Origin of the sequence: Streptomyces sp. NBC_00271 (genome assembly GCF_036178845.1) — a bacterium.
GTDB lineage: Bacteria > Actinomycetota > Actinomycetes > Streptomycetales > Streptomycetaceae > Streptomyces.
The window spans coordinates 7,366,985-7,392,499 of sequence record NZ_CP108070.1 but is presented as its reverse complement, the minus strand read 5'-3'; the positions used below and the strand labels follow the sequence as shown (position 1 = coordinate 7,392,499).

The 25,515-nt window shown below is 69.8% G+C and carries 27 protein-coding genes and 1 riboswitch; of the genes, 5 read left to right on the top strand and 22 right to left on the bottom strand.

Features of this window, described 5'->3' with window-relative positions; genetic code table 11:
• Positions 1-4 precede the first annotated feature (4 nt).
• The 3 genes from OG798_RS33725 to OG798_RS33715 form a co-directional block, all read right to left on the bottom strand.
• Positions 5-691, bottom strand: a complete 687-nt coding sequence (locus tag OG798_RS33725) for a transglycosylase SLT domain-containing protein (RefSeq protein ID WP_393012801.1) — start codon at positions 689-691, stop codon at positions 5-7.
• Between the two features lie 445 nt (positions 692-1,136).
• Complete coding sequence (locus OG798_RS33720; RefSeq protein ID WP_328758164.1) at positions 1,137-2,462, bottom strand: PhoH family protein; 1,326 nt, start codon at positions 2,460-2,462, stop codon at positions 1,137-1,139.
• Between the two features lie 297 nt (positions 2,463-2,759).
• The gene (locus OG798_RS33715; RefSeq protein ID WP_095852796.1) at positions 2,760-3,533 is read right to left on the bottom strand and encodes an isoprenyl transferase; all 774 of its coding nucleotides are present in this window, start codon (positions 3,531-3,533) and stop codon (positions 2,760-2,762) included.
• A gap of 607 nt (positions 3,534-4,140) precedes the next feature.
• Here OG798_RS33715 and OG798_RS33710 point away from each other — a divergent pair.
• Complete coding sequence (locus OG798_RS33710) at positions 4,141-4,476, top strand: DUF192 domain-containing protein (protein ID WP_267062732.1); 336 nt, start codon at positions 4,141-4,143, stop codon at positions 4,474-4,476.
• A 277-nt stretch (positions 4,477-4,753) separates the two neighbouring features.
• The gene (locus OG798_RS33705; RefSeq protein ID WP_267062731.1) at positions 4,754-5,902 is read left to right on the top strand and encodes a winged helix DNA-binding domain-containing protein; all 1,149 of its coding nucleotides are present in this window, start codon (positions 4,754-4,756) and stop codon (positions 5,900-5,902) included.
• A 12-nt stretch (positions 5,903-5,914) separates the two neighbouring features.
• Here OG798_RS33705 and OG798_RS33700 read toward each other — a convergent pair whose 3' ends face one another.
• From OG798_RS33700 to OG798_RS33620, 17 genes are all read right to left on the bottom strand, one after another.
• Positions 5,915-6,688 (bottom strand): class I SAM-dependent methyltransferase, encoded by a 774-nt coding sequence (locus OG798_RS33700; protein WP_121415112.1) that lies wholly within the window; start codon positions 6,686-6,688, stop codon positions 5,915-5,917.
• Between the two features lie 98 nt (positions 6,689-6,786).
• Positions 6,787-7,248: a GNAT family N-acetyltransferase gene (locus OG798_RS33695; protein ID WP_267062730.1), complete on the bottom strand. Its 462-nt coding sequence runs from the start codon at positions 7,246-7,248 to the stop codon at positions 6,787-6,789.
• A 38-nt stretch (positions 7,249-7,286) separates the two neighbouring features.
• Positions 7,287-8,159 (bottom strand): LLM class flavin-dependent oxidoreductase, encoded by an 873-nt coding sequence (locus OG798_RS33690; RefSeq protein ID WP_328758161.1) that lies wholly within the window; start codon positions 8,157-8,159, stop codon positions 7,287-7,289.
• A 40-nt stretch (positions 8,160-8,199) separates the two neighbouring features.
• Positions 8,200-8,787: a dihydrofolate reductase family protein gene (locus OG798_RS33685; RefSeq protein WP_121415114.1), complete on the bottom strand. Its 588-nt coding sequence runs from the start codon at positions 8,785-8,787 to the stop codon at positions 8,200-8,202.
• 12 nt (positions 8,788-8,799) lie between these two features.
• Positions 8,800-9,426 carry an OmpA family protein gene (locus OG798_RS33680; protein WP_373559066.1) on the bottom strand — a complete coding sequence of 209 codons (627 nt, stop codon included), beginning with the start codon at positions 9,424-9,426 and terminating at the stop codon, positions 8,800-8,802.
• Between the two features lie 33 nt (positions 9,427-9,459).
• On the bottom strand, positions 9,460-10,050 hold the full coding sequence (locus OG798_RS33675) for a hypothetical protein (protein WP_095852804.1): 591 nt from the start codon (positions 10,048-10,050) through the stop codon (positions 9,460-9,462).
• Between the two features lie 15 nt (positions 10,051-10,065).
• Positions 10,066-10,614, bottom strand: a complete 549-nt coding sequence (locus OG798_RS33670; RefSeq protein WP_443053896.1) for a pilus assembly protein TadG-related protein — start codon at positions 10,612-10,614, stop codon at positions 10,066-10,068.
• 53 nt (positions 10,615-10,667) lie between these two features.
• Positions 10,668-10,913, bottom strand: coding sequence for a hypothetical protein (locus OG798_RS33665; protein ID WP_054234991.1), 246 nt, complete (start codon positions 10,911-10,913; stop codon positions 10,668-10,670).
• 105 nt (positions 10,914-11,018) lie between these two features.
• Positions 11,019-11,750, bottom strand: coding sequence for a response regulator (locus OG798_RS33660; protein ID WP_095852805.1), 732 nt, complete (start codon positions 11,748-11,750; stop codon positions 11,019-11,021).
• A complete protein-coding gene (locus OG798_RS33655; RefSeq protein WP_121415118.1) occupies positions 11,743-13,167 on the bottom strand; it encodes a sensor histidine kinase in 1,425 nt (474 codons plus the stop codon). Before OG798_RS33655 ends, OG798_RS33660 begins: the two co-directional genes overlap by 8 nt.
• Complete coding sequence (locus OG798_RS33650) at positions 13,167-14,057, bottom strand: DUF5936 domain-containing protein (protein ID WP_095852807.1); 891 nt, start codon at positions 14,055-14,057, stop codon at positions 13,167-13,169. The genes OG798_RS33655 and OG798_RS33650 overlap by 1 nt, the downstream gene beginning before the upstream one ends.
• Positions 14,058-14,073: 16 nt before the next feature.
• Positions 14,074-15,015, bottom strand: a complete 942-nt coding sequence (locus tag OG798_RS33645; RefSeq protein WP_054234988.1) for a type II secretion system F family protein — start codon at positions 15,013-15,015, stop codon at positions 14,074-14,076.
• A 28-nt stretch (positions 15,016-15,043) separates the two neighbouring features.
• Positions 15,044-16,384, bottom strand: a complete 1,341-nt coding sequence (locus tag OG798_RS33640) for a CpaF family protein (protein WP_101400392.1) — start codon at positions 16,382-16,384, stop codon at positions 15,044-15,046.
• Between the two features lie 44 nt (positions 16,385-16,428).
• Complete coding sequence (locus tag OG798_RS33635) at positions 16,429-16,797, bottom strand: TadE family protein (protein ID WP_235613520.1); 369 nt, start codon at positions 16,795-16,797, stop codon at positions 16,429-16,431.
• Positions 16,794-18,416, bottom strand: a complete 1,623-nt coding sequence (locus OG798_RS33630; RefSeq protein ID WP_267062725.1) for an AAA family ATPase — start codon at positions 18,414-18,416, stop codon at positions 16,794-16,796. Before OG798_RS33630 ends, OG798_RS33635 begins: the two co-directional genes overlap by 4 nt.
• Before the next feature lie 39 nt (positions 18,417-18,455).
• A complete protein-coding gene (cpaB, locus tag OG798_RS33625) occupies positions 18,456-19,169 on the bottom strand; it encodes a Flp pilus assembly protein CpaB (protein ID WP_097224894.1) in 714 nt (237 codons plus the stop codon).
• Between the two features lie 82 nt (positions 19,170-19,251).
• Positions 19,252-20,127: a hypothetical protein gene (locus tag OG798_RS33620; RefSeq protein ID WP_267062724.1), complete on the bottom strand. Its 876-nt coding sequence runs from the start codon at positions 20,125-20,127 to the stop codon at positions 19,252-19,254.
• A 367-nt stretch (positions 20,128-20,494) separates the two neighbouring features.
• On the opposite strand from OG798_RS33620, the gene OG798_RS33615 reads away from it, so the two are divergent.
• Entirely contained in the window at positions 20,495-22,195 is a 1,701-nt protein-coding gene (locus OG798_RS33615; RefSeq protein WP_183127180.1) for a chitinase, read from the top strand.
• A 239-nt stretch (positions 22,196-22,434) separates the two neighbouring features.
• On the opposite strand, the gene OG798_RS33610 is transcribed toward OG798_RS33615, so the two are convergent.
• Entirely contained in the window at positions 22,435-23,487 is a 1,053-nt protein-coding gene (locus tag OG798_RS33610) for a hypothetical protein (RefSeq protein ID WP_328758154.1), read from the bottom strand.
• 57 nt (positions 23,488-23,544) lie between these two features.
• A riboswitch (SAM riboswitch) is annotated at positions 23,545-23,654 on the bottom strand.
• A gap of 250 nt (positions 23,655-23,904) precedes the next feature.
• Here OG798_RS33610 and OG798_RS33605 point away from each other — a divergent pair.
• Positions 23,905-24,405, top strand: a complete 501-nt coding sequence (locus OG798_RS33605) for a DUF3293 domain-containing protein (RefSeq protein WP_328758153.1) — start codon at positions 23,905-23,907, stop codon at positions 24,403-24,405.
• Between the two features lie 2 nt (positions 24,406-24,407).
• Positions 24,408-24,629 carry a hypothetical protein gene (locus OG798_RS33600; RefSeq protein WP_121415125.1) on the top strand — a complete coding sequence of 74 codons (222 nt, stop codon included), beginning with the start codon at positions 24,408-24,410 and terminating at the stop codon, positions 24,627-24,629.
• A gap of 72 nt (positions 24,630-24,701) precedes the next feature.
• Here the strand turns inward: OG798_RS33600 and OG798_RS33595 are convergent, their stop codons facing one another.
• A complete protein-coding gene (locus OG798_RS33595; protein WP_183127184.1) occupies positions 24,702-25,511 on the bottom strand; it encodes a hypothetical protein in 810 nt (269 codons plus the stop codon).
• Positions 25,512-25,515: the final 4 nt, after the last annotated feature.

Here is a 25,515-nt window from a genome sequence, read left to right as displayed (position 1 = left end):
CGGCTCAGTAGTTGCCGTGGGCCTGCCAGTACGACCAGGCGCCGCAGGGGCTGCCGTAGCGGTCGTTCATGTAGTTGAGGCCCCACTTGATCTGCGTGGCCGGGTTGGTCTGCCAGTCGGCACCGACGGACGCCATCTTGCTGCCGGGCAGCGACTGCACGAGACCGTAGGCGCCGGAAGAGGGGTTCTGCGCCCTGTAGTTCCAGGTGGACTCGTGGTCCACGATGTTGCTGAAGCACTGGAACTGACCGCTGGGGATGATCTGCCGCGCGATGGCCTGGACCTCGGCGACGGTGTACGAGGACTGCGGGGCCAGGCTGACAGCGGCACGCGTCTCGGAGCGGCTGGCCGCTTCCGCGGCTTCCTTCCGCTTCTTGGCGTCCGCCGCGGCCTTCTGCTTCGCGACCGCGTCCTTGGCCGCCTGCTTGCGGGCAGCCTCCTCCGCGTCCTTCTTGGCGCTCGCGTCCGCGGCGATGGCCTGTGCGTCGGCCTGCTGCGTCAGGGACGCGGTCTGCACCTGGGCCTGCTGGCCCGCAGGTATGTCCGCGAGGAGGGTCGAGTCACTCGCCGTCGCCTCAGCGTCGATAGACGGCTGGCCAGTGCTGCCCGAGGCAACACCACTCACGGCGCCGACAGCGGTGACCGCGGTGGCCGAGGCCACTGCGAGTCCCCGGACCGAAATCCGGCTCACACGGTTTCCTTCCAGCATCGCCCGCTTAGGTGACCCTCGCGGACGCAATCGTGCCCCTGAACACTGGCCTCCCAACTGCGGGGTCACGGGAGGCACGGGCCCGGTGGGCAACTCCCTTGACGGAAGTGCCGCGTGGTGCGCGGGCGGCATACGACGACTCTATGGAGTTCTGTTGTTCCTGAGGTGCGGTACCGCTGGGGGTACACGTGTGTCGTATGCGGGGCCTGACAGGACTGAGACTCTGCCGTAACCCGACGCCGCGAGGCAATTCCCCGTTGCGTGTGAAAGCTCACACCCCGTTTGCCCCAGGAGTTTCGCGGAAACAAGCGCGCACGAAGACGCCGCCCGGCTAGGCTCTTCGCCTTTTGCCGGGCGGCGTCAACTACCGTGCATCCACCACGTTTTGACCAACCGGGTCAAGTGGTGACAGATGGCACCAGGTGGGTCAGATCTGTCCGTCCTCCAGCATTTCGGTCACAAGCGCCGCGATCTGGGACCTCTCGGAGCGGTTCAACGTCACGTGCGCGAAGAGCGGATGACCCTTCAGCTTCTCCACGACGGCGACCACACCGTCGTAGCGGCCGACGCGCAGATTGTCCCGCTGTGCCACGTCATGGGTGAGAACCACCCGCGAGTTGGCGCCGATGCGGGACAGAACGGTCAGCAGCACGTTCCGTTCCAGTGACTGGGCCTCGTCCACGATCACGAAGGCGTCGTGCAGGGAACGGCCCCGGATGTGGGTGAGCGGCAGGACCTCCAGCATGCCGCGCGCGGTGACCTCCTCGATGACCTCGCGCGAGGTGACCGCCGACAGCGTGTCGAAGACCGCCTGCGCCCAGGGACTCATCTTCTCGGACTCGGAGCCCGGCAGATAGCCGAGCTCCTGCCCGCCCACCGCGTACAGCGGCCGGAAGACCATCACCTTCTGGTGCTGGCGCCGCTCGAGCACGGCCTCCAGACCCGCGCAGAGCGCGAGCGCGGACTTGCCGGTGCCGGCCCGGCCGCCCATCGACACGATCCCGATGTCCGGGTCGAGCAGCAGATCGAGCGCGATGCGCTGCTCGGCGCTGCGGCCCTTGATGCCGAAGGCCTCCCGATCGCCGCGCACCAGCCGGACGTTGCCGTCGGAGGTGACTCGGCCGAGGGCCTTGCCGCGCTCCGACTGGATCGTCAGACCGGTGTGCACCGGCAGGTCGGCCGCTTCGGGGACGTACGCGTGTCCCTCCTCGAAGAGGATGTCCACCTGCTCGCCGGACAGGGTCAGTTCGGACATTCCGGTCCAGCCGGAGGAGCCCGTGATGGCCAGTTCCGCGCGGTACTCCTCGGCGAGGAGACCGACGGACGAGGCCTTGATCCTGAGCGGCAGGTCCTTCGAGACGACGGTGACGTCGTACCCCTCGGCCTGCAGGTTGCGGGCGACCGCGAGGATGCGGGAGTCGTTGTCCCCCAGGCGGTACCCGCTGGGCAGGACGCTGGGGTCCGAGTGGTTGAGCTCGACGCGTACGGTCCCGCCGAGGTCCCCGATCGGAATGGGGGAGTCGAGGCGGCCGTGCCGCACCCGGAATTCGTCGAGCAGGCGTAGGGCCTGCCGGGCGAAGTAGCCGAGTTCCGGATGGTGCCTCTTGGCCTCCAGTTCCGTCACCACGACGATCGGAAGCACGACCTCGTGCTCGTCGAAGCGGCTCAGGGCGTTCGGATCGGCCAGCAGGACGCTGGTGTCGAGAACATAGGTGCGCCGGTCGGGCTTGTGGCGCTTTGTGCTGGTCACCACGGAAGGACGTACCCCCTCGGATGAGGTCGGGGAGCGACGGAGAGGAGCTGGACCGGTCCTGGCCGCATTGCGCGGGCCGGAGACCGGCCCTCCGTCTCGTCCGTACTGACCGCACGGTCGGGCTGGTGCAAAGGGCCTCCCGGGCGGACGGCCCCGTGCCGTCCGCTGAGATACGACACCCGTGGTTCGGGCGTCGACCTGCATGGCTTATGCCCTCGAACATGCGCGGCCATGCAAGAGCATGTGACCACGCGTTCGTTAACTCCGGATGACGCGCGCCCCTCGCACCCCCCTGGGTCAGCCTCCGTAGCGGCGGTGTCGCGCCGCGTAGTCACGCAGGGCGCGCAGGAAGTCGACCTTGCGGAACGCCGGCCAGAAGACTTCGCAGAAGTAGTACTCCGAATGGGCCGTCTGCCACAGCATGAATCCGGACAGCCGCTGCTCGCCGCTGGTGCGGATCACCAGGTCGGGGTCGGGCTGGTCACTCGTATAGAGGTGCTTGCCGATGAGGTCGATGTCCACCGACTCCGCGACGTCCTCGATCGAGGAGCCCTTGTCGGCGGCGTCGAGGAGCATGGAGCGCACGGCGTCGGCGATCTCCTGGCGGCCGCCGTAGCCGATGGCGACGTTGACCAGTATCCCGTCGACGTGCGCCGTGGCCTCCTCGGCCTCCTTCAGCGCGGTCTGCATCTGGGAGGGCAGGATGTCCGGCGTGCCCACGTGGTGCACGCGCCAGCGGCCGTCGGCCGCGAGGGTGCGTACGACGCCCTCGATGATGCCGAGCAGGGGGACGAGCTCTTCCTCGGGGCGGTCGAAGTTGTCCGTCGACAGCAGCCAGAGGGTGACGACCTCGACGTCGGTCTCCGAGCACCAGCCGAGGAACTCCTCGATCTTGTCGGCACCGGCACGGTGCCCCTGGGCGGCCGTGCTGCCCGCCGCCTTCGCCCAGCGTCGGTTGCCGTCCATGATGACGCCGATGTGCTTGGGCACCTGGTCGTGGTCGAGGTGGCCCTCCACCCTGCGTGTGTAGAACCTGAGCAGCAGCCGGCGCAGGTTGTCCCGCAGGTTCACGTGTTGTCAGCCCCTCCGTGCGGATCGGACGGGCGCGGCAGAGCGGCCTCGCTCAGCGCAACCCCTGTCCCTATGACGGTCCCCGGGGGCGAAGCCTACCCCCGCGAAACCAACGGCCCGGCAAGGGCCTGTCCGGTCGATCATGGTGGAGGAAAGCAGCGGCGCCTCGTCGACACCGGCGAACGGGGTGGGGGCGCTGTGTCACCAAGACCGCTCGCCGGGGTCAGGGGGGCGCACGGGGGCGCAGGCCGAGGCGGCGGTGGGGTGGGGCGTGAGGGCACAAAAAACGGGCCGGTCCGTGGGGGGGAGACGGACCGGCCCGAGGGGGGGTTTCCACCATAACCCTTCGTAAGTGATGCTGCGTGCATCGGCGTGCCACAACTACTCTCCGAAACCGGACGACGACGCCACGGTGGCCCCGGAACCTCTCATTCAGGGCTTGACCATGGCCGAATCGCAGCGGATTCAAAGGGAATGGAGAGGTAAACGGAGAGATCTGGAGAGTTTGCGACCAACTGGGTCTTCCCCGCCGACTCGCCCCCACGTACTCCGGGAGAGTGACGCGCCTGTGTGTCGCCCGCTTGACGGCGCCGCTAACTTCGCACCCATGGCCACACTCACCACGCCGGGGACCCCCGCACCGGTGCCGCTGGAGGTCGCCGCGTCGGCCCGCGCCCGGCGCCGTGGACTGCTCGGGCGCGACGGGATCGACGGGGCCCTGCTGCTCTCGCCGGCCGCCGCGGTGCACACCCTGGGGATGCGGTTCGCGATCGACGTCGCCTATATGGACCGGAAATTCCGCGTCCTGGCGGTGCGGACGATGAAGCCGGGGCGCATGGGGCGCCCCCGTCCACGCTCCCGCCACATTCTGGAGGCGGAGGCCGGGACGATGGAGCGATGGGGCGTACGGCGCGGGGCGCAGATCACGGTGCACGACCGGTGATGTGGCGTCAGGCGGGGGCGCAGCACCGCGCAGCCCCCTCCACTGCGCGGTGCCACACGCGCAGCTTTGCTCACGCGAATTACCTTGGTCTGAACTTACGTGAGGCGAACACCCTGGACGACCCACTCCCGATAACGATGTGGAAACCCTGTGCAGAAGTCCGTCATACGGACGGACATCTCACCCATGAAAGGTCGCATCAGGGTGTTTTCGGTCAATCGGTTCCCGAGTGCTCCAGCGGACAGGTTCTGACCTCATTCCCGCCTACCTTCGCCGCATGACCCTGAAGATCACATGGAACGAGGCGAGCGCGCGCCGCATGGAGCGCCAGTGCCTGGCCGTTCCGGCGCGCGGCGGGACTCCGGTCGCCGACGTCGTCGGCGCGATGCTCGGCGCGCACGCGCAAGTCCTGTCGGCGGCCGAGGTGTCCGTGGGCGTACGCGCCGACGGGGTCACGCGGGCGGACGTACGCGCCGCGCTCTGGGAGGACCGCTCGCTGGTGAAGACGTACGGCCCGCGCGGCACCGTACATCTGCTCCCCACCGCGGAACTCCCCCTCTGGACGGCCGCGTTGACGGCGATCCCGTCCGGCCGGAGCCCCTTCGCGCCCGCCGTCCGGCTCACCGAGGAGCAGGCGGACGAGGTCGTGGAGGCGATCGGGGACGCCCTGGACGGTGCGCGGCTGACCATCGACGAGTTGAGCGACGCGGTGGTGGCGCGCGCCGGGTCCTGGGCCGGGGACCTGGTGATGCCCGCGTTCCAGGGCATGTGGCCGCGCTGGCGGCAGGTCATGCACCGGGCGGGTCAGCGCGGCGCGCTGTGCTTCGCCCCGAACCGGGGCCGCAAGGTGACGTACACCCGGCCCCCGCACTTCGAGCCGCTCGCCGCGGACGAGGGGCTCGCCCTGCTCGTGGAGCGCTATCTGCGCGCGTACGGACCGGCGACGCCGGGGCGGTTCGCCAAGTGGGCCGCGGCTCCGCGCGGTTGGGCCACGGCGCTCTTCGCCTCGCTGGCGGGTGCGGGGGTCATCGAGGAGGTCGACTTCGAGGGGCCGGCGTGGGTCGCGGCGGGCGACACGGAGTTTCCGGGGGCGCCGGTGCGCGGGGTGCGGCTGCTTCCGTACTTCGACGCGTACGCCATCGCGGCGGGGCCCCGCGAGGTGCTCTTCCCCGGGCCGGCGTACGCGCGTGCTCTCGCGGGCGGTCAGGCCGGGAACTTCCCCGTGCTGCTGGTCGACGGTGTGGTGGCCGGGGTCTGGCACCAGCGGCGCCGGGGAGGGCGTACGACGGTCACCGTGGAGCCGTTGGAAGGGCTGACGGCGCAGCGGGAACGGGAGTTGGCGGAGCGGGTGGAAAGGGTGGGTGAAATCCTGGAGGCGAGGGCGGAGTTGGTGGTGGGGAGGGTGACGGCGGGCCCGCACGCCTGAGCCACCGCTCCCCTACGGATGACGCGGCTTGCGCGCCTCGATCAGGAAGCGGGCGCTGTGGGCGACGAACGGGCCCTTCGTCTCGATCCGCTCGTGCAGGGCACGCAGCTCGGTCCGGTACCGGTCGACGGTGAAGTCGGGAACCATCCAGATCACCTTGCGCAGGAAGTGGACGACGGCACCGATGTCGTGGAACTCGATGCGCAGCCGCTCCGCGCGCAGGTCGACGACGTCGAGCCCGGCGGCCTCGGCGGCGGCGCGGGCGCGGTCCGGGTGCCGGCCGTTCCTGACGTCCTCCGGCAGCGGGCCGAGGAAGTACTCGACGAGTTCGAAGACGCTGGCCGGGCCGACCTGCTGGGAGAAGTACGTGCCGCCGGGGCGCAGGACGCGCGCGATCTCGGACCAGTGCGTCGTGACCGGGTGCCGACTGGTGACCAGGTCGAAGGCGCCGTCCGCGAAGGGCAGCGGGTCATCCTCCGGAGAGGCGACGACCACGGCGCCACGGGGGTGGAGCAGGGCGGTGGCCTTCGCGACGTTCGGGGGCCAGCCCTCGGTGGCGGCGATGAGCGGGGGCAGCGTCGGCGCGGAGGCCAGCACCTCACCACCACCGGTCTGGACGTCCAGCGCGGCGGACGCGTGCGCCAGCCGCTCCCCCATCGCCCGCGCATACCCCCACGAGGGCCGCTCCTCACTGGCACGCCCCTCGAACCAGGAAAAGTCCCAGCCCTCGACGGGCGCCGCCACACCCTCGTCCACGAGGGCTTCGAAGGTACGCGTGGTGGTCATGGGGGGATCTTCTCAAGGGGGTGGTGGGGAGGCGAGGGGTTTTCTTCGAGCAACGGGGTTCCGGGGCCACGGGTCCAGGGCGCTCGTCGCCGGTGCCTTCACTCCCCAGGGAGTACGAGCAGGGTGTGGGCGTCGTTGGCGTGGTGGACGGTGCCTTGGTGGTGGAAGCCGTGGCGTTCCAGGAGGCGTATGGAGGCGGTGTTGCCTGTGAAGGGGTCGGCGTACAGGGGGCGGGTCCTTTCCAGCTCGAGGAAGCGGGTCAGAGCCTTGGTGCCGATCCCCCGGCCCCAGTACGGGCGGCCGAACCAGTAGCCGATGAAGCGCCGCTCGCCCTCCCACCAGGAGACGAGGTTCCCTGCCGGCACACCGTCCACGGTGACCGTCCGCACGAGGACGGTGTCGTCGCCGAGGACCCTGGTCCTCCAGTGGGACATGAACGCCTCCCGCGTCCGGGGCTCGAACCTCGACCGCCGGGCCGCCTCGGGATCGTGCTCGTAGGCCAGGAACAGGTCGAGGTCGGTCTCGACCGTGTCCCTCAGCCGTACGTCGTCATCGCTCATACCGACGAGTGTGGCAGCGGGCACCGACAACGACCGGCCTACGTGATGAGGGGCCGTACTTCCTCCGCCGCGAACCGTACGAAGGCCTCGGGGTCCGGTTCGTCGGCGGTGGGCTGGAGGACCACGGTGTCGGCGCCCGCTTCCGCGAGGCGCTGTACGGCCTTGGCGACCGCGCCCGCGTCCCCGGCGACGCCGTGCTCCGGCAGCGGATCCTCACCGTTCGCCTCGGTCTCGGCGCGCAGCCGGGCCGCCGCGTCCGGTCCGGTGGCCGTGTGGAGGTAGACGACCACCCGGTGGTGGTCGGTCCGGCCCGCCGACTCCCGCCCCTCGTCGATGAGTCGGCGCGCCCGCCGTACCCCTTCCGGCCCGGTGGCGGCGGTGAGGACGGTGCCGTCTGCCGCGGCCCCGGAGAGCCGGAGCGAACGCGGCCCGGTGGCACCCGCGAGCACCTCCGGTGCCCCCGCCGGCGGCCAGTCGAGCGCGACGCCGTCCAGCTTCACGTACCGGCCGGCCGTGCTGACCCGCTCGCCCCGCAGCAGCGCGCGCAGCGCGTCGAGGTGCTCGCGCAGCAGCGTCACGGGCGACTCCACACGCGCCCCGACCTGCCCCATCCAGTCCTGTACGCCGTGTCCTACGCCCAGGATCGCGCGCCCCGGGAACATCCGGTGCAGCGTGGCGGCCTCCATCGCGGTGACCGCGACGTTCCGCAGCGGGACGGGCAGCAGGCCGACTCCGACCCGGACCCGTTCGGTCCAGGCGAGGGCTGCCGCCGCGGCCGAGATGCCCCCTTCGAGGAAGCAGTCCTCCCACAGCCACAGCTCCTCCAGGCCCGCGTCGTCCGCCGCGCGCGCGACGGCCCGCAGGCGCTCGGGGGGCAGTTGGGGCCGGAACACCACGCCGAGAACAGTCATGGACCCTTCCTACCGATGCCCCGGCTCGCGGACAACACCTTTACGCCTCGGCGGGGGCGGGGGCGGTGCTGTCGCGTTCGTAGCGCAGGAGTACGACCCCGTTGCCGAAGGCCCGTGACTCGGCGAACCGGAGACCGGTCGGGGTGTGCGTCTCGGGGAACAGGGGTTTGCCGCGGCCGATCAGCACCGGATGGACGTACACCCGAAACTCGTCGACCAGGTCGTGCCGCAGGAACGCCGCCGCGAGGTCCGCGCCGCCGAGGCCGAGGTCCCCGCCGGGCTGTTCCTTGAGCGCCCTGACCTCGTCCGGTACGACCTCCCGGACGATCGTGGTGTTCCAGTCGGCCCGCTCCAGCGTCCGCGAGTACACGTACTTCGGGATGTCCCGCCAGATCCTCGCGAACTCGACCATCTCGGCCGTACTGTCCGGATCCTGGTCGGCCGTCGGCCAGAACTCGGCCATCAGCTCGTGCGTCACGCGGCCGTCCAGCAGGCCGCCGAACTTCCTGATCTCCTCGTTGAAGTGGCGGTGCAGCTCCGCGTCGACGTGGTGCCAGTCGATCTCACGGTTCGGTCCCTCGATGAATCCGTCCAGGGACACCGACATCATCAGGACGACTCTTCTCATGCCACCAGGTTCTCAGCTCTGGGCTCCCGAGGAAGCACCGTTCACCGCGCCGCGTGGGAACGTCACCTCCACCCGGCGGTTCTTCCGGCGGCCCTCCTCCGAGGTGTTGTCCGCGATCGGGTAGTCCTCGCTGTAGCCGCGTACCTCGAAGGTGACGTCCGTCGAGCCGAGCGCCGCCGCCAGTTCGTCGTGGACGATCTCCGCGCGCTTCTTGGAGAGGACCAGGCCGTGGGCGTACGAGCCGAGGTTGTCGGTGAACCCGAACACCCTGACCGTCGTCGCCTTCTGGTTCTTGATCTCGTCCGCGATCGCCTGGATACGGGAACGGGCGTCGGGGTTCAGCTTCGAACTGTCCTTGGGGAACAGCACCTCGGCCTGCAACGCGAACGTCACGTCCGAATTCGTGTCCTCCCGCCGCTCCTCACCCCCGAGGTCCTCGACGACCGACTTGATGTCCAACACCTTGGCAGGCGCGAGCGTGGCGCCGTCGGCGAGCTTCAGGCCGGGGCTGGTGGGGTCGACGGTGGGGGGTGGGGAGGTGGTCAGACTGCCCGGAGGTGCGCTGGGGTTCCCGTCGTCCGCGTACGCCTGGGTACCGCTGAGAGTCAGAGTGCTCAGGACGGCGAAGGTCGTGAACATGGTGGCCACGGTGCGGGAGGTCAGGGCCATGGGTCACTCGCCGTCGGAGAGTGTGAGGGTGGCCGGGGGCATGGTCGGTACCTGGAACTGCACGCTCGTCGTCCCGGCGGGCGGCGCCGGGAACTGGGCGAACCAGTCAACGGTGGCACCCTGGGAGACACCGCCCTGGAACTTGGTGCAGAGGCAGTGCCCTTCGGTGTCCCGGAGGATGAGGTACTTCTTCTTGCCCTTCTCGTCGACCAGACTGGCACCGGCCAGGGATCCGCCGTTGCTCTTCAGCTCGGTCTCGTCGCTGATCCATTCGGCGCCGATCCAGATGCCGGAGGTGCCGTTGGTGACCGTGCCGTTGACGGTGACGAATCCGCCCTGGTCGCGCTTGGCCGATGTGATCGTCAGCGTGAGGCCGTTGCTCTTCACTTCGGCGATAGCTTGATTCACGGCGGGTGAGCCGCTTTCCTTCGCCTTGCCGTCACCGCTGTTCCGGGCAGGGGATGAAGTCGACGCCTGGTTGCCGGACTTGGCGTCTCCGCCCCCTCCACAACCGGCCACCGTGAGGAGCAACCCAGCCGTGATCGCCAGCGCGCTCAGCGCCCTGCGGCCCTTCATGGTGTGCCGGAGATCCATCGGTACGGCTTCCTCTCACTCGGCCAGATGCACAGAGAACAGCACGGACGGGTCCGGAAGGTCGACCGGATCGAACTTTCCGGGGTCGATGTCGACGATCTGTCCGTCGCAGTTCAGTTCGACGGGCTTCTTGGGATCCGCGGCCGGATCGAAGTCGCAGCGCGGCTGGATGACAGCGGTGGCATGGGCCGTCGCGTACTTGTCCTCCGTGCCGGGAATGATCGACTTGCCAACCGTGTACTGGGTCTTGATTTCCACCCAGTAGCCCGGAAATCCGTTCACGGTCTTATCGGCAAACCCCTGCACCGTCGAGTCGTTCTCGGCGGCCAGCCGACCGGCCGCAGCCTTGGCTCCGGTGCCTTTGAACAGGTCTCCCTTGAGCCAGTCCAGCCAGTGGTCATTTGTGCCCACGGCCCCCGTCAACCCTGTCATCAGCTCGTCCCGGGAGTCCCGTGCGGCCGCCAACGCCGCAGCGTCCGCCGCGGATTGAGCTCCATTCCGGGCGGACGCTGCTTGGGCGAACACGAAGAAGACGATCGCGGCGAAGAGCAGAATCCCCGTCATCCAGATGTAGATGGGGAGAGTCTGCCCTCGGTCGCTGTGCGGTGGGCCACCGATCAAGCTCCGCCGATGACTCTGTTCACTGCGTTGCCGATCGCCTGCGAAATCTTTCCGTTCAGGCCGAGCTGATCGATGAGGGTGTAGATCCCCGCGATCAGAATCATCAGGCCCGCGTACTCCACAAACCCGGCCCCGGCATCCCGCCCGCGTCCGCGCATCCGGGTGGAAACCGTCTCCGTCCAGTCCTGCAGAGCGCGCTCCACCCGGACCCCCACCCTCAGCGTCCAGTCCCTCGTCACCATGGCCCCTGTCCTCCCACCCGACGCCACCACTACCGACCCGAGCACCGTACGTGAGACCGCGCCTACTCCGGGTGGGCCCAGGGGCCCAACTTGCCGTGGGTGGAGTCATCGGCTCCACCCCTCACGTGCCGTGCCCAGCCAGTGGGCGATCGCTTCGCTGCGCGAGGAACTGTGCAGCTTTGCGAAGATGCGGTTGATGTGGTTCTTGACGGTCTTCTCGCTGATGAAGCAGGCGGCGGCGATCTGCTGATTGCTCATGCCGGACGCGATGAGATCCATGACCTCCACCTCCCGTGAACTCAGGCCGAAGTTGAGCCGGCTGGGCACGCGGCGGTGGAGCCTCGCCGCGAAGCCGGACCGAACCTTCGACGACTGTCCCACAACCAGTTGCAGATGCGAAGGGAAATCGTTCGGTTCGTACGAAACACCGAGTGAATCCGGGACAGTCGCCTTCGCGTGCCGTACCTCCCGTACGGCGGAGATCAGTTCGGCGGCCGTGAACTCACCGTGGACGAGATAGCCGACCGCACCCCGCCGCAACGCCTCGGCCACGACCTCGGGTTCGCGGCTGTAGGTCAGCATCATCACGGGGGCGAGCAGGGAGAGGGCGGGAAGGGCCGTCAGGCCGTCCGTGCCGGGCATGCGGACGTCGAGGAGGACGACGTCCGGGCGCAATCGGGTGGCGGCCGCGATGGCCTCCTCGCCGTCGGCCGCCTGCGCGACGACCTCGAGGTCCGGGTGGCCGTCGAGCAACGCGGCCAGACCGGCCCGGACGACCGGGTTGTCGTCGGCCACGAGTACACGGAGGTTCGGGCCGGGAAGTGCCTGGTCAGGCATGTGCGGCCTCCTCTTGGGGGGTGGGGGGACGGTGGGGGACGGCGGAGGATCGCGGGAGGGTCAGGTGAATCTCCGCGCCTCCTTGCGGGGAACGGTTCAGGTCGATACGGCCGCCCAGCGACGCGGCTCGCTCCGCCATGCCGAGCAGACCGAAGTGGCCGGATCTGGTCAGGTCGTCAAGGGTCAGGTCGTCGAGGGCGACGGGCGGGGGGAGGCCGACTCCGTCGTCCCGTACGCGTACGGCGCACTCGGCTTCCGACACGTCCAGTTCCACCGTCACCCGCGTCGCGTCCGCGTGGCGGTGGGCGTTCTCCAGCGCCTCGGACACGATCGCCAGGACGTGGTGGGCGGTGGCGTACGGGAGGATCGGGCGCTCGCCGCGATGGTGGAGGGAAGTGGGGAGGTGGGTGCGGGACTCGAAGGACCGCACCCGAGAGTCGAGTTCGGACAGGACGTCCGTGTTCGCACTCGTGAGGTCCGTGTGGCGGCGCAGGTCGGAGAGGAGGTCGCGGGACTCCGCGGCCGCCCGGCGCGCCGCGCCCGCGACCATCGTCGCCTGCCGCCCCAGCGTGTGCGGGTCAGCGTCCCCGGCGGCGGCCGAGGCCGCGAGGGCCTCGGCCGCCAGGGCCAGGCCGTGCAGGGTCTTCGCGACCGAGTCGTGCATCTCGCGGGCCAGACGGGCCCGTTCGGACTCCACCGCCTCGGCGACGGCCAGGCGGGAGTTCGCCTCCGACAGCGCCTGGCTCGCCGTACCGAAGCGGAACATCAGGTTTCGCAGGGTGACGCCGATGATGCCGGCGCCGACGCAGAAGCCCGCGACGAGGAGGGTGCTGGCGCCGGCCCCCGGGTGGTGTTGCCAGGCCCTGTACACCGTCACCAGCACGATCAGCTGCAGGCCGGTGAAGATGCCCGAGCCGCGCCAGCCGTACAGCAGGCCTGCCAGAAGCGGGGTGCAGACCGTCGCGTACGCGAGGGGGGACGCGGGGGACGCCGTCAGGAGCAGGACCGCGCCGAAGGTCAGGTCCACGGCCATGAGGCCGGGGTGCGCGAGGAGCCGGGGGCCGAACCGCTCCCAGTCCCTGAGCATGGCGTACGAGCCCATGACGCCGAGGACGGCGGCGGCCAGGACCGTGTAGCGGGGCGGGCCGTTCACGGCGTTGGTCATCGCGAAGGGGGCGCCGATCGCGATCGCGGCGAGGCGGACGCCGAAAGCCTGGCGGCACAGTGCCTGGAGGGCGTTGAGCTGGAGGCGGACGCTTCCGGGGGCCGGAGCGTCGTCGGCCAGATAGCCGTCCTCGGTGCTCGCGAGGTGCCGTCGCGCCCACAGCCGGGTCAGCCACGGCGGGGGCTGTGACAGCCACTGAGGAAGCGTCCAGGTCGGTGACGGCCTCGGCAGGGGAGTACGGCGGCTGGTCATCAGCGACCCAGGATCGAACCGAAGTTCGTGCCCGACCCCAGGAACATGCCCGTGGCGATCAGGATCATCGTCGCCGGGAGCATGAAGACGAGGGTCACCATCGTCGCCTTGGGGATGGTCTTGGCGGCACGGCGGCGGGCGTTCTGGGCGTCCGTGCGGCGCATGTCCGTGGCGAGTTGGATGAGGGTCTCGGCGATGGGGGAACCCAGCTCCTCGCCCTGCTGCAACGCCGAGACGAACTGCGCGACCTGCTCGGAGGAGTTGCGCTTGCGCAGTTCGTCGAAGGCCTGGCGGCGGCTGACGCCCATGTCCATCTGGCGCAGCGTGATGCGCAGTTCGTCCGCCCAGGGGCCCTCGTACTTCTCCGCGACCCGGTCCAGCGCCTGGCGGAAGCCGAGGCCCGCCGAGACCACGACCGCGAGGACGTCGAGGAAGTCGGGGAGGGTGCGGTCGATGACCTCCTTGCGTTCACGGACGGCCTGCCAGATGAGGGCGTCGGCAGCGACGAGCCCGAAGGTCAGGGTGAGGACGGCGAACAGGAGCTGGCCGTTGGAGAGGAAGACGAGGCCGAGTACGACGCCGAAGACGCCGTACACCGCGCGGCGGGCGGCGTAGCGGTTGAGGGTCAGGCCGCCGGGGTTGCCCGCCATGTCGATGCGGCGGCGTTTGGCCTCGACGCGGCGGGGGCCCATCAGGCGCAGGACCGTGGGCGCGAAGCGCATGCCGAGGCGGTCGACGGCGGACTCGGCCGTGGAGACGCGGGTTCCGCCGACCTCCAGGGCGAGCGCGAGGTCGCTCGGGAGTTTGGCGTCGGCGCGGATCATGCGGATGCCCAGCAGGGCGCCCGCGACGGCCCCGGCCGTCAGGAGGGCGAGCAGCAGCGCGAGCAACGTGACCCCTCCTCTCTCAGACTTCGATCTTGCCGAGGCGGCGGATGACGAAGAAGCCGACGGTGTAGAGGCCCAGCGAGATCAGGACGAGGGTCTGGCCGAGGCCGGAGCCGGTGACGCGGGCGAGGGCGCCCTCGTTCGAGGAGTTGATCAGGAGCAGCGAGCCCAGACCGAGCATCGGGACCGTGAAGGCGGTGGCGTTGACCTCGGAGAGCATGGTGCGGACCTCGCGGCGGGTCTCCTTGCGGTCCTCCAGGGTGTGGGTGAGGTTGCGCAGGGAGCTGACGACCGAACCGCCCGCCTTGTTGGCGAGGACCAGGGTCGTGACGAGGACGATCAGCTCACGGGACGGGAGGCGTTCGGAGAGTTCACCGAGGGCGTCGTCGATGGTGCGGCCCAGCATCAACTGATCTGCCACGTGCGCGAGTTCCTCGCCCGCGGGGGCTTCGAGCTCCTCCGCCGCCATCGCCAGTGCCGTCCGCAGGGCCAGTCCCGCGGCGGTCGCGTTGGCCAGCAGGCGGGCCACGTCGGGGAGTTGACCGATGAAGGCCTCGATGCGTTTCTGGCGCTGCCAGTTGAGGAAGATGGCCGCGCTCCACACGCCCACGAGGGCGGCGATCGGACCGAAGAAGGGGGCCAACACCGACGCTGCGATCAGCCACAGCGCGACGACGACGGCGGTGACGTACGTGGCGAACTCCCCCGCCGTCACGTCCAGGCCCGTCGCCGACAGGCGCAGGTGGATCGTCCGGCCGAGGCGGGTGCGGCGCAGTCGGCGGTCGATCGCGGCGAAACGGCGTACGCGGCCGGCCGCGGTGCGCAGCGGGCCGCCGCCGGAGAGGCGGTCGACGAGGGCCTGGCGCTGGGCACGGCCCGAGGCGTACATGTGGACGCCCGCGACGGCGAGGGTGCCGCACAGCACGGTGGCGCCGAGGGCGAGGAGTGCGGGGTCGTTCATGGCTGCCTCCCTTCGAGGGCGATGTTGGTCATCCGATGGCCCGCCTCGTGTCGAGTACGTCGAGGACCTCGGCCACGCCGAACGCGGGCGGCAGCGGTTCGCCTGCGACGTACAGCTTCTCGGCGGCCTGGCGCGGCAGCTGAAGGTGCTCGAAACGGCCGTGTACGACACGGTCCGGGCCGGCGGGGCGGGGGACGAAGCGGGTGACGGGGACGACGCGGAACTGTTCGCGGCCGTGCGAGACGACCAGGGCTATCTCGCTGACCTTGCGGGAGCCGTCGGCGTGGCGGGTGAGCTGGACGACGACGTCCACGGCCGAGTTGATCTGGTCCTTCAGCGCCTCGAAGGGGATCTGGACCTCGGACATCGAGCCGAGGGTCTGGAGCCTCATGAGGGCGTCCTCGGCGGAGTTCGCGTGGACGGTGGCCAGGGAACCGTCGTGACCGGTCGACATCGCCTGGAGCATGTCGAGGGTCTCGCCGCCGCGGACCTCACCGACGATGATGCGGTCGGGCCGCATGCGGAGGGAGTTGCGGACCAGGTCGCGGATGGTGATATGGCCCTTGCCCTCGACGTTCGGGGGGCGGGACTCCAGCCGGATGACGTGTTCCTGCTGGAGCTGGAGTTCGGCCGAGTCCTCGATGGTGATGATGCGCTCGCGGGACGGGATCAGGCCGGAGAGGGCGTTGAGCAGGGTCGTCTTGCCGCTGCCGGTGCCGCCGCTGACGATGACGTTGAAGCGGGCCCGCACGAAGGCCGCGAGCAGCATCAGCATCTGCTCGTCGAGCGAGCCGAGGCCGATGAGCTCGGGCAGGGTGTACGCGCGGGGGAAGCGGCGGATGGTGAGGGTGGGGCCGGTGAGGGCGAGCGGCGGAATGATGACGTTGACGCGCTCGCCGGTGGGAAGGCGGGCGTCGACCATGGGGTTCGACTCGTCGACGCGGCGGTTGACCGTGGAGACGATGCGCTCGATGGTCTGCATCAGCTGGTCGTGGGAGGCGAAACGGAGAGGGAGCTGTTCGACCCGTCCCGCCCGCTCCACGAAGATGGAGTCCGGCCCGTTGACCATGATCTCGGTGATCGACGCGTCGGCGAGCAGCGGTTCCAGGACGCCGAGGCCGAGGGCCTCGTCGACGACCCGCCGGATCAGCTGGGAGCGCTCGGCGGAGGACAGGACCGGGCCCTCACGGCTGATGATGTGGCCGAGCACGCGCTCCAGGCGTACCCGGCGTTCGGCCGCCGCCAGGCTCGACATCTCCGCGAGGTCGATCTCCTCGAGGAGCTTGGCTCGGTAGACGGCGACGAGGTGTCCGTCCTCGCGGGCGGGTCCCGACTCGTCGGGGGTGGAGAGTCGGCTGCGCAGGCTCATGGGTTCAGCTCCTCCCGGTCATTCGTCGGTGGTCCGTTTACGGGTCAGTTGTCGGTGGGCATGGTGGCGTGGCGGGTCACCGGGTAGGGGCCGAAGAAGGGGATGACTCCGGGGACGGTCACGGTGACCGTGGCGGTGGTGACGTCGGGGCCTTGGGCGGGCGGTGGGATGTTCGGGTTGAGCCAGCCGCTCACCGCGGCCTGTCCGGCCGCCGAGCCGTCGCCGCCCTGCGAGGCGACCCGTGCCGCCGCCCGTGCCCCCGTCCCCGCCTGGTTGATCCCGTACCCGATGAGGCCGAGCTGGATGGCGGCCATCCCGATGAGAAGCAGGATGGGCAGGAACCCGGCGAACTCCAGCATGGAGACGCCCCGGTCGTCGCGGAGCCGGCGCCTCAGCCACCGTAGGGGCCTCATCCGTCGTTCCCCTCCAGCGCGGCGCCCGCGTTCCCCTTCACGCGCCACCCGGCGTCGAAGCCGGGGAAGAACAGGGGCACTTTGACGTCGACGGTGGCCTTCATGACCGAGCCCGCCGGGCCGCAGGTGATCGTGGCGCCCTGCCAGGAACCGGGCAGGTGTTTGCTTCCAGCGGCCGCGCACGCCCCCTGATAGTCCCCGTGGTTGACCGCGTACGCCGCCGTCGCCGCCCGCGCCGCCTCGTCCGCCGCGTTCCCGGCCAGCGAGTACGAGTAGCCGTACAGCACGCACTGCCACAGGATCGTCATCACGACGAGCAGGATGGGGAACATGCCGGCGAATTCGAGGGTGACCGCGCCCCGGTCGCCGCCCTTGCGCCGCAGGACCAGTGCGCCCCGGTCCGACGAGGTCTTGCGGCGCCTGCCGCCGCCCCCGCCGGTCTCCTGGGCGACCACCAGCCCCAGCTCCCCCGCCAGCGCCCACAGCGCCTGCTTGACCGTCGAGCGGGTGTCCAGGTCCTGGAGGCGCCCCGCGTCGACGACGGACTGGAGTTCCTTGAAGGCGGCGGGGACGGGGGTGCGGGCGACCTTGGTGCCGGTGACGCGTTCGACGAGGGAGGGCTGGATCTCCGTACCGCGGGCGAAACGGTTGACGACCGTGGTCGTCTCCTCCGCCTTGCGGATCTGGAGGCGGTCCCACATGCGGACCATGCGTTTGGCGGAGCGGACGGCGACCACGTCGGGGGTGACGAGGAGGAGGGCCCGGTCGGCCATCTCGACGGCCGCGGCGGTCGCGGAGTTCATCTGGGCGCCGCAGTCGACGACCACGACGTCGTGGCGGGAGCGCAGGGCGCCCAAGACCTGGCGGGTCACCCGGTCGGTGACCTCCTCGCCGCGCTCGCCCTCGGCCGGGGCCAGCAGGAGGCCCACTCCGCTGTCGTGGGTGTAGACGGCGTCCTGGAGGACGCGGGGGTTGATGTCGCTGATTCCGGCGAGGTCGGCGATCGACCGCCGGAACTGGACGTCCAGGTACGAGGCCACGTCCCCGGACTGGAGGTCGAGGTCCACCAGCGCGACGCTGCGCCCCGACGCCTGGGCGGCGAGGGCGAGTTCGACGGCGGTGACCGTCGCTCCGACGCCGCCCTTCGCCCCGGTGACCGTGACGACGGTGCCGCCGGGGCCCGTGTACAGCTCGGGGGTGCCGCTGCCGAGGTGGCGGCGCATGCCGAGCGACCACCCGGCGGCGGCCTGGACGCGTTCGGCGAGGGCGTCGTAGCCCAGCGGGAGGCCGACGATGCCGCGGGCGCCGGAGTCCATGGCGGCGGTGAGGACACCGGTGCTGGTGTCCGCGGTGATGAAGACGACGCCGATCGCGGGGAAGCGCATGACCACGTCGCGGATCAGGTCCAACGCCGGTACGGGACCTATGCGTTCGTGGACCAGGACGACTTCGGGCAGTTCGTCGAGGGACTCGGCGGCGAGCCGCGCCAGGGTGTCGAGGAGCGCCGTCGAGTCGGGAACGGGCGGGGCCGGCTCGGCGTCCGCGAGCTGGCTCAGCAGGGTGGCGAGCGCACGGGCCGAGTCGACGTCACTGACGGCCGGGAGGATACGGATGGTCATCGGCACAGCCCCATGGGCGTGGACCTCATGCGCGGCCTCCTACTTGTCCTCGTCGAGGGAGTACGTACGGTCGCCGGGGGCGACGGTCGCGTCGGAGCCGCCCGCGACCAGGGCCAGGCGGACGTGTTCGGCGAACGACTCGGCGTACGCGACGCGTTGGGCGTCGGCGGTGTCGAGCGCGAAGGTGATGGGGACGGCCTGGGTGGCGCTGTTGCGCCGGTCGTTGCTGGACTGGCCGGGGTCGAGGGCGGTGAGCTTGCCGACGTCGATAACGCGGGCGTTCGCCACGATGACCTTGGACTGGTCCTTCTGCTTGTCGTTCTCGGCCTTGAAGGTGGCGTAGATGTTGACCCTGGAGCCCGGGTCGATCTTGCCGGCCACACCGGTCGCCGCGTCGATCATGATCGCGATCTCCTGCTGGCCCGCCTCCAGCGCGGGACGGTCCACGATCATGTCGGTCTGGAGCAGGGAGCCCTTCTGGAGCTGGGTGACGGCGATCTTCCCGCGGATCTGGCCGAGGTTCGTGACCGCCGTGCTCGACAGCCAGCGCTTGGGCATCGAGACCCGCTGGAACTGGTCGGCCGACAGCTCCTTGTAGGGCGCGATGTCGTCCTTCAGGCGGTACGCCGCCACCTCCGGGCCGACCTTGGAGTTCACGTCACGGATCACCGAGAGCACTCCGGCGAAGGCGCCCAGGGCGCACAGGACCGAGAGGACCAGCAGGATGACGCCGCGGCGCTGGCGTGAGTTCATGACGCGGACAACCTCGATCGTGGGGCGGGGACGGCGGGGTCGAGCGGTCGTGCCTGGTGCTCTTCACGTGTACTGCGGATGCTCAAGTTGCGCCTCGGGACAGAGCGCGTACTGAGGATGCTGCCCGCACCGTGGCCGTCGGAAGCTCGGGAGGCGGGGGCAGCGGCGCGGCGCAGAACCCGCAGCGGTCACCGATGAGTTCGAGACCGCACCAGTGGCACGCCTCCCGGCGGACGGACGACACGAGCTGGTAGAGCACGGAGACGTCGTACAGACCGGCGGCGAACTCGGCGAGCTTGGTGGTGCCCCACCAGCGGGCCGACTCCTGCGGCAGCGGTACGGTCGCGACGCCCTGCACACGCCAGGCGGGCGCGAGGGTCGCGGTGACCCAGTCGGAGGGCGGCTGGCCCGCGGCGACGAGCAGCCGGGTGCCGAACTCGGGACCGGGCAGCTCGTCCTGCCCGATCCGGGCCAGCTGTGGGCGTGGATGGGACAGTACGGCGAACTGGGCGCCCGGCACCCATGACTTGGCGTGCGATTTCAGGGTCACCGGGACCCGGTCGAGCTTGGCGACCGAGCCGAGCAGGGCGCCGGCGTAGATGTAGTGGGCGAGCAGCCGGGCGGAGGAGGCGAGCACGCCCGGGCTGAAGTCGCAGACCGACAGCTGACGCAACTGCTGGGCCAGCAGGGCCACTCCGAGCGGCGGCAGGTCGATGCCGAGCAGGGCGATGCGGTCGCTCTCCAGGACGGAGCGGACGGTGTGCAGCCGCCGGGTGACCGCGTCCTCGACCGAGGCCGGGTAGAGCGCGATGACGTATCCGTGCTGCTCGATGAGGGCGTGCATGCCCGTGAGGGAGCTTTCGAGACTGTCGAGGGGCTGCACCACGGCGGGTGGGGTCTGCCGGTCGTGCGGCGGGAGCACCAGATCGGGACTGGTGACGGCTATCGCGGTCGGCACGCTGCACACACCCCGTTCACTGTGGCGGGGTGGTCGACCACCGCCTCAGATGGCCCCTGTGACGTCCTCTTGCATCAGCACCATATCCACGGCATGGCCGCCTCAACACCGAATCTTCCAGATCAACTCACGGAAGGTACGGGCTTGATCAACGGAGAGTGAGACGAATATGCCACAAGTCGCCCACCCTGCGGGCCGATTGAAGCGCCCGGCCACCCCTGTCACCCACCAGAGGTCTTGACAACCGAATTGGTCTGGACCAACTTGTACGCCAGCAACGTCCGACGGTGGCCACCGTTGCGCACCCCGCTTCTCCCCCCTCCCTCCCCTCCCCTCACCGGAGGTCCCAGTGGACCGCGTCATACGTATGCCCCGACCGCCCCGACGCAGATGGGCGGGCGCCCTCGCCGCCGTCGTCACCGCCTCCGTCCTCTCCCTCACCGGTCTGGCGGGCCAGGCCCAGGCGGCGGACGTCAACAACGCCAAGAACGGCGGCTACGAGTCGGGCCTGAGCAACTGGACCTGTACGGCGGGCAGCGGTACGACCGTCTCCTCACCGGTGCACGGCGGCTCGGCCGCCCTCAAGGGCACGCCCGCCGGGCAGGACAACGCCCAGTGCACCCAGGCCGTCGCGGTCAAGCCCAACTCGACGTACACGCTGAGCTCGTGGCTGCAGGGCGGGTACGCCTACCTGGGCGTGACGGGCACCGGCACCACGGACGTCTCGACCTGGACCCCCGACTCCGCCTCCTGGAAACAGCTCTCGACCACCTTCACCACGGGCGCGTCGACGACCTCGGTGACGGTGTACACGCACGGGTGGTACGGCCAGGCCCCGTACTACGCCGACGACCTCTCGGTCTTCGGCCCCGACGGCGGCGGAGGCGGCGACCCGGCCCCCACGGTCCCGGCGGCACCCACCGGCCTGACGGTCTCCTCCACCACGTCCTCCTCCGTCTCCCTCTCCTGGAACACGGTGTCGGGCGCGACGGGCTACAACGTCTACCAGGCGGGTACGAAGGTCCAGTCGACGACGGGAACATCGGCGACCGTCTCGTCCCTCGCGGCCTCCACCTCGTACTCCTTCCAGGTCACGGCGACGAACGCGGCGGGTGAGTCGGCGAAGTCGACGGCGGTGACGGGCACGACGACCGCGTCCTCGGGTGGCGGTGGCGGCGGTTCCCTCCCCAAGCACGCCGTCACGGGCTACTGGCAGAACTTCAACAATGGCGCGACGGTCCAGAAGATCTCCGCCGTGCAGTCCCAGTACGACATCATCGCGGTGGCGTTCGCGGACGCGACGACCACGCCGGGCGCGGTGACCTTCAACCTCGACTCGGCCGGGCTCGGCGGCTACACCGTCGACCAGTTCAAGGCGGACATCAAGGCCAAGCAGGCCGCGGGCAAGAAGGTCGTCATCTCCATCGGCGGCCAGAACGGCACGGTGTCGATCAGCGACTCCACGTCCGCGACGAACTTCGCGAACTCCGTCTACTCCCTCATGCAGACGTACGGCTTCGACGGCGTCGACATCGACCTGGAGAACGGCCTCAACGCGACGTACATGACGCAGGCCCTGCGGTCCCTGTCCGCCAAGGCGGGCTCGTCCCTCATCATCACCATGGCCCCGCAGACGATCGACATGCAGTCCACGTCGAACACGTACTTCCAGACCGCCCTGAACATCAAGGACATCCTGACGGTCGTCAACATGCAGTACTACAACAGCGGTTCGATGCTGGGCTGCGACGGCAAGGTCTACAGCCAGGGCTCGGTCGACTTCCTCACCGCCCTCGCCTGCATCCAGCTCCAGGGCGGCCTGGCCCCCTCCCAGGTGGGCCTGGGCCTCCCGGCCTCGACGAGCGGCGCGGGCAGCGGCTATGTGTCTCCGACGGTGGTGAACAACGCCTTGGACTGCCTGGCCAAGGGCACCAACTGCGGCTCCTTCAAGCCCTCCAAGACCTACCCGGACCTGCGCGGCGCGATGACCTGGTCGACGAACTGGGACGCCGCGGCGGGCAACGCGTGGTCGAACTCGGTGGGGGCGCACGTGCACGCGCTCGGCTGACGCGCCTCTCGTCACGCCCCTTGAACACGGCCCGCCCCGCCCGAAACCGTCATCGCATCCCGGCTTGTTGCCAGGTGCGAACGGACTCGGCGGTGGCGGGCCGCGGGGTTGTTCCGGCGACCCGGCCGGACCTCCGGGGCCGTGCGTACGTCTCCGGCCTCAGCGAGACCTTGACGCTCAGCACTGCCGAATTCGTCGCCAACGGGACCAGACGGCGGAGGGCAGCGCGGCGATGGCCATCAGTAGTGCCGGCTGGCCAGAAACACGTAGCAGCGTGACCAGTTGACGGTCCAGTCGCCCGCCACGGTGTAGCCGGCCTCGCGCACCTGTTCCGTCACCCGGTCCAGGAGGCTCCGCAGCGCATCCGAAGTATCACGGACCTGAGACTCGCTGCCGGGCTCCCAGGCGGGCGCGGAGTACATCACGTGCTGTTCCGCCCCGCGCGCCCTGATGACCTCGACGGTGTGGTCGTCGTCGTTCTGGAGGGACACATAGCAGCTGCCGTCGTTTGCTCCCTCGTCCGAATCGGCACTGGAGGAATCGGTGTCGTCGGTTGCGTTCAGGGGCCCTGCGACGTCGCTGCCGCAGGAGGACCACCAGAGCTGCCACGGCCCGTCAGTGGTCCATCTCTCCCTGTCCAGTCTCGCCTGGGCGATATCGATGAGGGTGGTGAGCCCTCGAAGCGAGCGCCTGTCGAGGTCGGGGGGAAGTGTGTCACTCAGGTCGTAGATCGGATCGTTCGCCATCCCTTCGGCGAAGTCGTCCACGACCTCCAGGACGCAGTCGTCGTTCTCGTCATCCTCGTCGTCCTCGTCCTGGTTCTCCACCTTCGCGTACTGCCTTTTGTCGGCTTCGTGTCCCCAACAGAGGCCAGGCATGCCGCCATGCGCGCAGGTGCACGTGTCCGTCCCCTCGGCGGACTCGGTGGTCTCCTCGGGTTCCGAGGTCCCTTCGACTGCTGGGGACACCGGGGTGGGCTCCTCACCCGGGGAGGGAGCGTCCCGGCGCGGGTTGAGACAGACTGCCTCCAAGGGGGCCTTGCCGATACGGCTGTTGCTCAGCCACTCGGGCACGTCGTCCCGTTGTTCGACGGCACGCGCTTGCGGAGGCCGGTCCGCGGAGCGGTAGAAGGCGATGTCGAAGCCGCGGTCGAGCCATTCGCCGAAGAGGTCATCAGTCCCCGGCGAACCGAGGCCGCTCGCCTCGGCCGTTCGGAACAGCACCCGAGCGGCGGTGAGTTCGATGACCGGCAGGCCCACGCGGTCGGGCTCGGTCTCGGAGGGAACGGGCATGGTCGGGCAGCCTCCCGGAGTCGAAGGACCCCGGTAGCGCACTGTCCGCACCGCGGTGATCTGCGGTTCACCACGCACCACGCGCGGCGATCGGCCGTCCCCGGGGACATCCGCGACGGACGGGATGCCGTCCAGCAAGCCGGGACTTGGCGCTGGAACTCGTGACCGAGCGGGAAATTAACACCCCTGACCGGCCTTCGCAACGTGATCCGAACCCCCTTGCTCCGGGACCCGATTCGTGACACCTTGCGACTCGGCCGACCCGGCCGCGCGCGGCCGGGGGAAGCCACCGGTTAGCCATCGCGCACACCGTGCGGGTGACTTTCCGGGCCACACCGTGCTCCCATGCCCATGGGGGCAGGCATCGATCTCCCTGCACGGCGTGTAAGGGGGTCCTTCGTTCCACAGGAGGCCCTTGTGCACACCACCGACGCGCCCGGTGCGCCCCAGAACTGGGAGCTCTACCGTCACGCGGTCGTGGACATCCACTTCCACGACCGGACCGTACGGGTCGAACCGCGTTCGACGGGCACGGCCGAGGGATCCTTCCCGGAACCGGCCGACGACAGCGCCCTTCATGTGATCACGGCCTCGAATCCTCGTGGTCGTACCGCCTCCGCCGAGTACAACGCCCACGCTCAGAGCTTGTTGCTCGATGAGCTCGACCGGCAGCAGCTCACCTGGTGGCCCGCGGCAGGAGGTGACGCGCGCGGCACGCACGTCGAGGAGAGTGTCGCCGTCGCGGGCATGAGTGACAGCGCGGCACGCGAACTCGGCCGTCGCTTCGGCCAGGACGCGATCTTCACCTGGACTCCCGACGCATGGCGCGTGTCGTCGTGCGACGGCGACACCGCAGCCGTGAGTGGCTGGGCGGCGTCCACCAGGAGCACAGGCACCGGCGTACGACAGGAGCGGTGACGATGGGCATGTACCCCATGCGGACCCCGGTCCACTGTCCCCACTGCGGCAGAACCCTCGGGAGAACTCTTGACGGCCCACCGTCCGAGCGGGTCAGGGTCGACGGGTTTCCCGCGGAGGTGACGTACGAGACCGATCCCTTGTGCGGGGTGCGCTGGCACGTGTGGGACAAGACGTCCCCGCTGCGCGGCCTGGCCCGCTCCCATGTGGACGGCACCGACTGAGATCACGACGCTCGACGGAACGGCGAACAGCCCCGGCCCGGCGGTCGCGACGCGCTGCGTCGCCGTACCGGTTCACTTGTTCGCCCTGTGGTCGACCACGACCCCTCCGAGATCTCGGGCCGCTTCCTGCCCGGTGGCGGTGTCGCAGAGCTGAATGGTCCAGTTCCCTGCCGTGGCGATGTAGTACGGGACGTGGTCGTCGCTGAGGAGCAGCCGGATGTAGTCGTTCCGGGCGGCGGAGCTGTCGTGCAGCATGAGGTGGGCGTCGCGTTCGTCGCCGGACCCACCGCAGGGGCGCGTCTTCGCCGCCTGCGTCTCGCACAGTGCTTGGTCGGCCGACTCCGTCTTCCGCCGGTCGCAGCCGACGGACTTGTCCAGCGCGTCGGCGAGCGCGTCGACGCTCTTGTATTGGGGCTTCTGGGGGATGGCGGGCAGGCGATACAGAGGAGGAAGGACGACGGCGTCGACGGCTTTGGCGATCTTCACGGAGTAGTCGGGGGAGCCGTTGGGCAGGACGCGGATGAACCAGTTGCCGGCGGCCACGATGGTGTTGCCGCTGCTGCGCCAGCTGGCGATGGAGTCCCCGACCTCGTTCCGGCTGGACTTCTTGGGATTCAGCACCTGGATCTGGTTCTCCACCTCCGCTCCGTCGATCGAGGCCTTGCAGTCGAGGCCGCCGACTTTGCGCCGGAGCACGTCACAGGTGATGCCCCCTCGATCGAGCGCAGCCACCACGTCATCCGCCGTCTGGTACTGCGGCGTCGTAGGCACGTTGCTGGGCATGGGGGTGAGCTGATCGGAGCTGGGGGCCTTGAAGGCGTCACATGCGGTGAGCAGTACCGCCAGAAGACATGCGATCAGCGCCGGTGCGATCCTCTTCATGGGG

Excerpts from the sequence above, each read along its gene's own strand:
- OG798_RS33690 (WP_328758161.1), bottom strand. The coding sequence starts at position 8,159 with ATGACTGTTCTCGGCGTGGTGTTCCGGCCCCAACTGCCCCCCGAGCGC.
- OG798_RS33670 (WP_443053896.1), bottom strand. The coding sequence starts at position 10,614 with ATGACGGGGATTCTGCTCTTCGCCGCGATCGTCTTCTTCGTGTTCGCC.
- OG798_RS33695 (WP_267062730.1), bottom strand. The coding sequence starts at position 7,248 with ATGAGCGATGACGACGTACGGCTGAGGGACACGGTCGAGACCGACCTC.
- OG798_RS33680 (WP_373559066.1), bottom strand. The coding sequence starts at position 9,426 with ATGTTCACGACCTTCGCCGTCCTGAGCACTCTGACTCTCAGCGGTACC.
- OG798_RS33630 (WP_267062725.1), bottom strand. The coding sequence starts at position 18,416 with ATGACCATCCGTATCCTCCCGGCCGTCAGTGACGTCGACTCGGCCCGT.
- OG798_RS33685 (WP_121415114.1), bottom strand. The coding sequence starts at position 8,787 with ATGAGAAGAGTCGTCCTGATGATGTCGGTGTCCCTGGACGGATTCATC.
- OG798_RS33645 (WP_054234988.1), bottom strand. The coding sequence starts at position 15,015 with ATGAACGACCCCGCACTCCTCGCCCTCGGCGCCACCGTGCTGTGCGGC.
- OG798_RS33615 (WP_183127180.1), top strand. The coding sequence starts at position 20,495 with ATGCCCCGACCGCCCCGACGCAGATGGGCGGGCGCCCTCGCCGCCGTC.
- OG798_RS33610 (WP_328758154.1), bottom strand. The coding sequence starts at position 23,487 with ATGCCCGTTCCCTCCGAGACCGAGCCCGACCGCGTGGGCCTGCCGGTC.
- OG798_RS33710 (WP_267062732.1), top strand. The coding sequence starts at position 4,141 with ATGGCCACACTCACCACGCCGGGGACCCCCGCACCGGTGCCGCTGGAG.
- OG798_RS33675 (WP_095852804.1), bottom strand. The coding sequence starts at position 10,050 with ATGGATCTCCGGCACACCATGAAGGGCCGCAGGGCGCTGAGCGCGCTG.
- OG798_RS33635 (WP_235613520.1), bottom strand. The coding sequence starts at position 16,797 with ATGAGGCCCCTACGGTGGCTGAGGCGCCGGCTCCGCGACGACCGGGGC.
- OG798_RS33700 (WP_121415112.1), bottom strand. The coding sequence starts at position 6,688 with ATGACCACCACGCGTACCTTCGAAGCCCTCGTGGACGAGGGTGTGGCG.
- OG798_RS33600 (WP_121415125.1), top strand. The coding sequence starts at position 24,408 with ATGGGCATGTACCCCATGCGGACCCCGGTCCACTGTCCCCACTGCGGC.
- OG798_RS33665 (WP_054234991.1), bottom strand. The coding sequence starts at position 10,913 with ATGGTGACGAGGGACTGGACGCTGAGGGTGGGGGTCCGGGTGGAGCGC.
- OG798_RS33660 (WP_095852805.1), bottom strand. The coding sequence starts at position 11,750 with ATGCCTGACCAGGCACTTCCCGGCCCGAACCTCCGTGTACTCGTGGCC.
- OG798_RS33705 (WP_267062731.1), top strand. The coding sequence starts at position 4,754 with ATGACCCTGAAGATCACATGGAACGAGGCGAGCGCGCGCCGCATGGAG.
- OG798_RS33595 (WP_183127184.1), bottom strand. The coding sequence starts at position 25,511 with ATGAAGAGGATCGCACCGGCGCTGATCGCATGTCTTCTGGCGGTACTG.
- OG798_RS33640 (WP_101400392.1), bottom strand. The coding sequence starts at position 16,384 with ATGAGCCTGCGCAGCCGACTCTCCACCCCCGACGAGTCGGGACCCGCC.
- cpaB (WP_097224894.1), bottom strand. The coding sequence starts at position 19,169 with ATGAACTCACGCCAGCGCCGCGGCGTCATCCTGCTGGTCCTCTCGGTC.
- OG798_RS33655 (WP_121415118.1), bottom strand. The coding sequence starts at position 13,167 with ATGACCAGCCGCCGTACTCCCCTGCCGAGGCCGTCACCGACCTGGACG.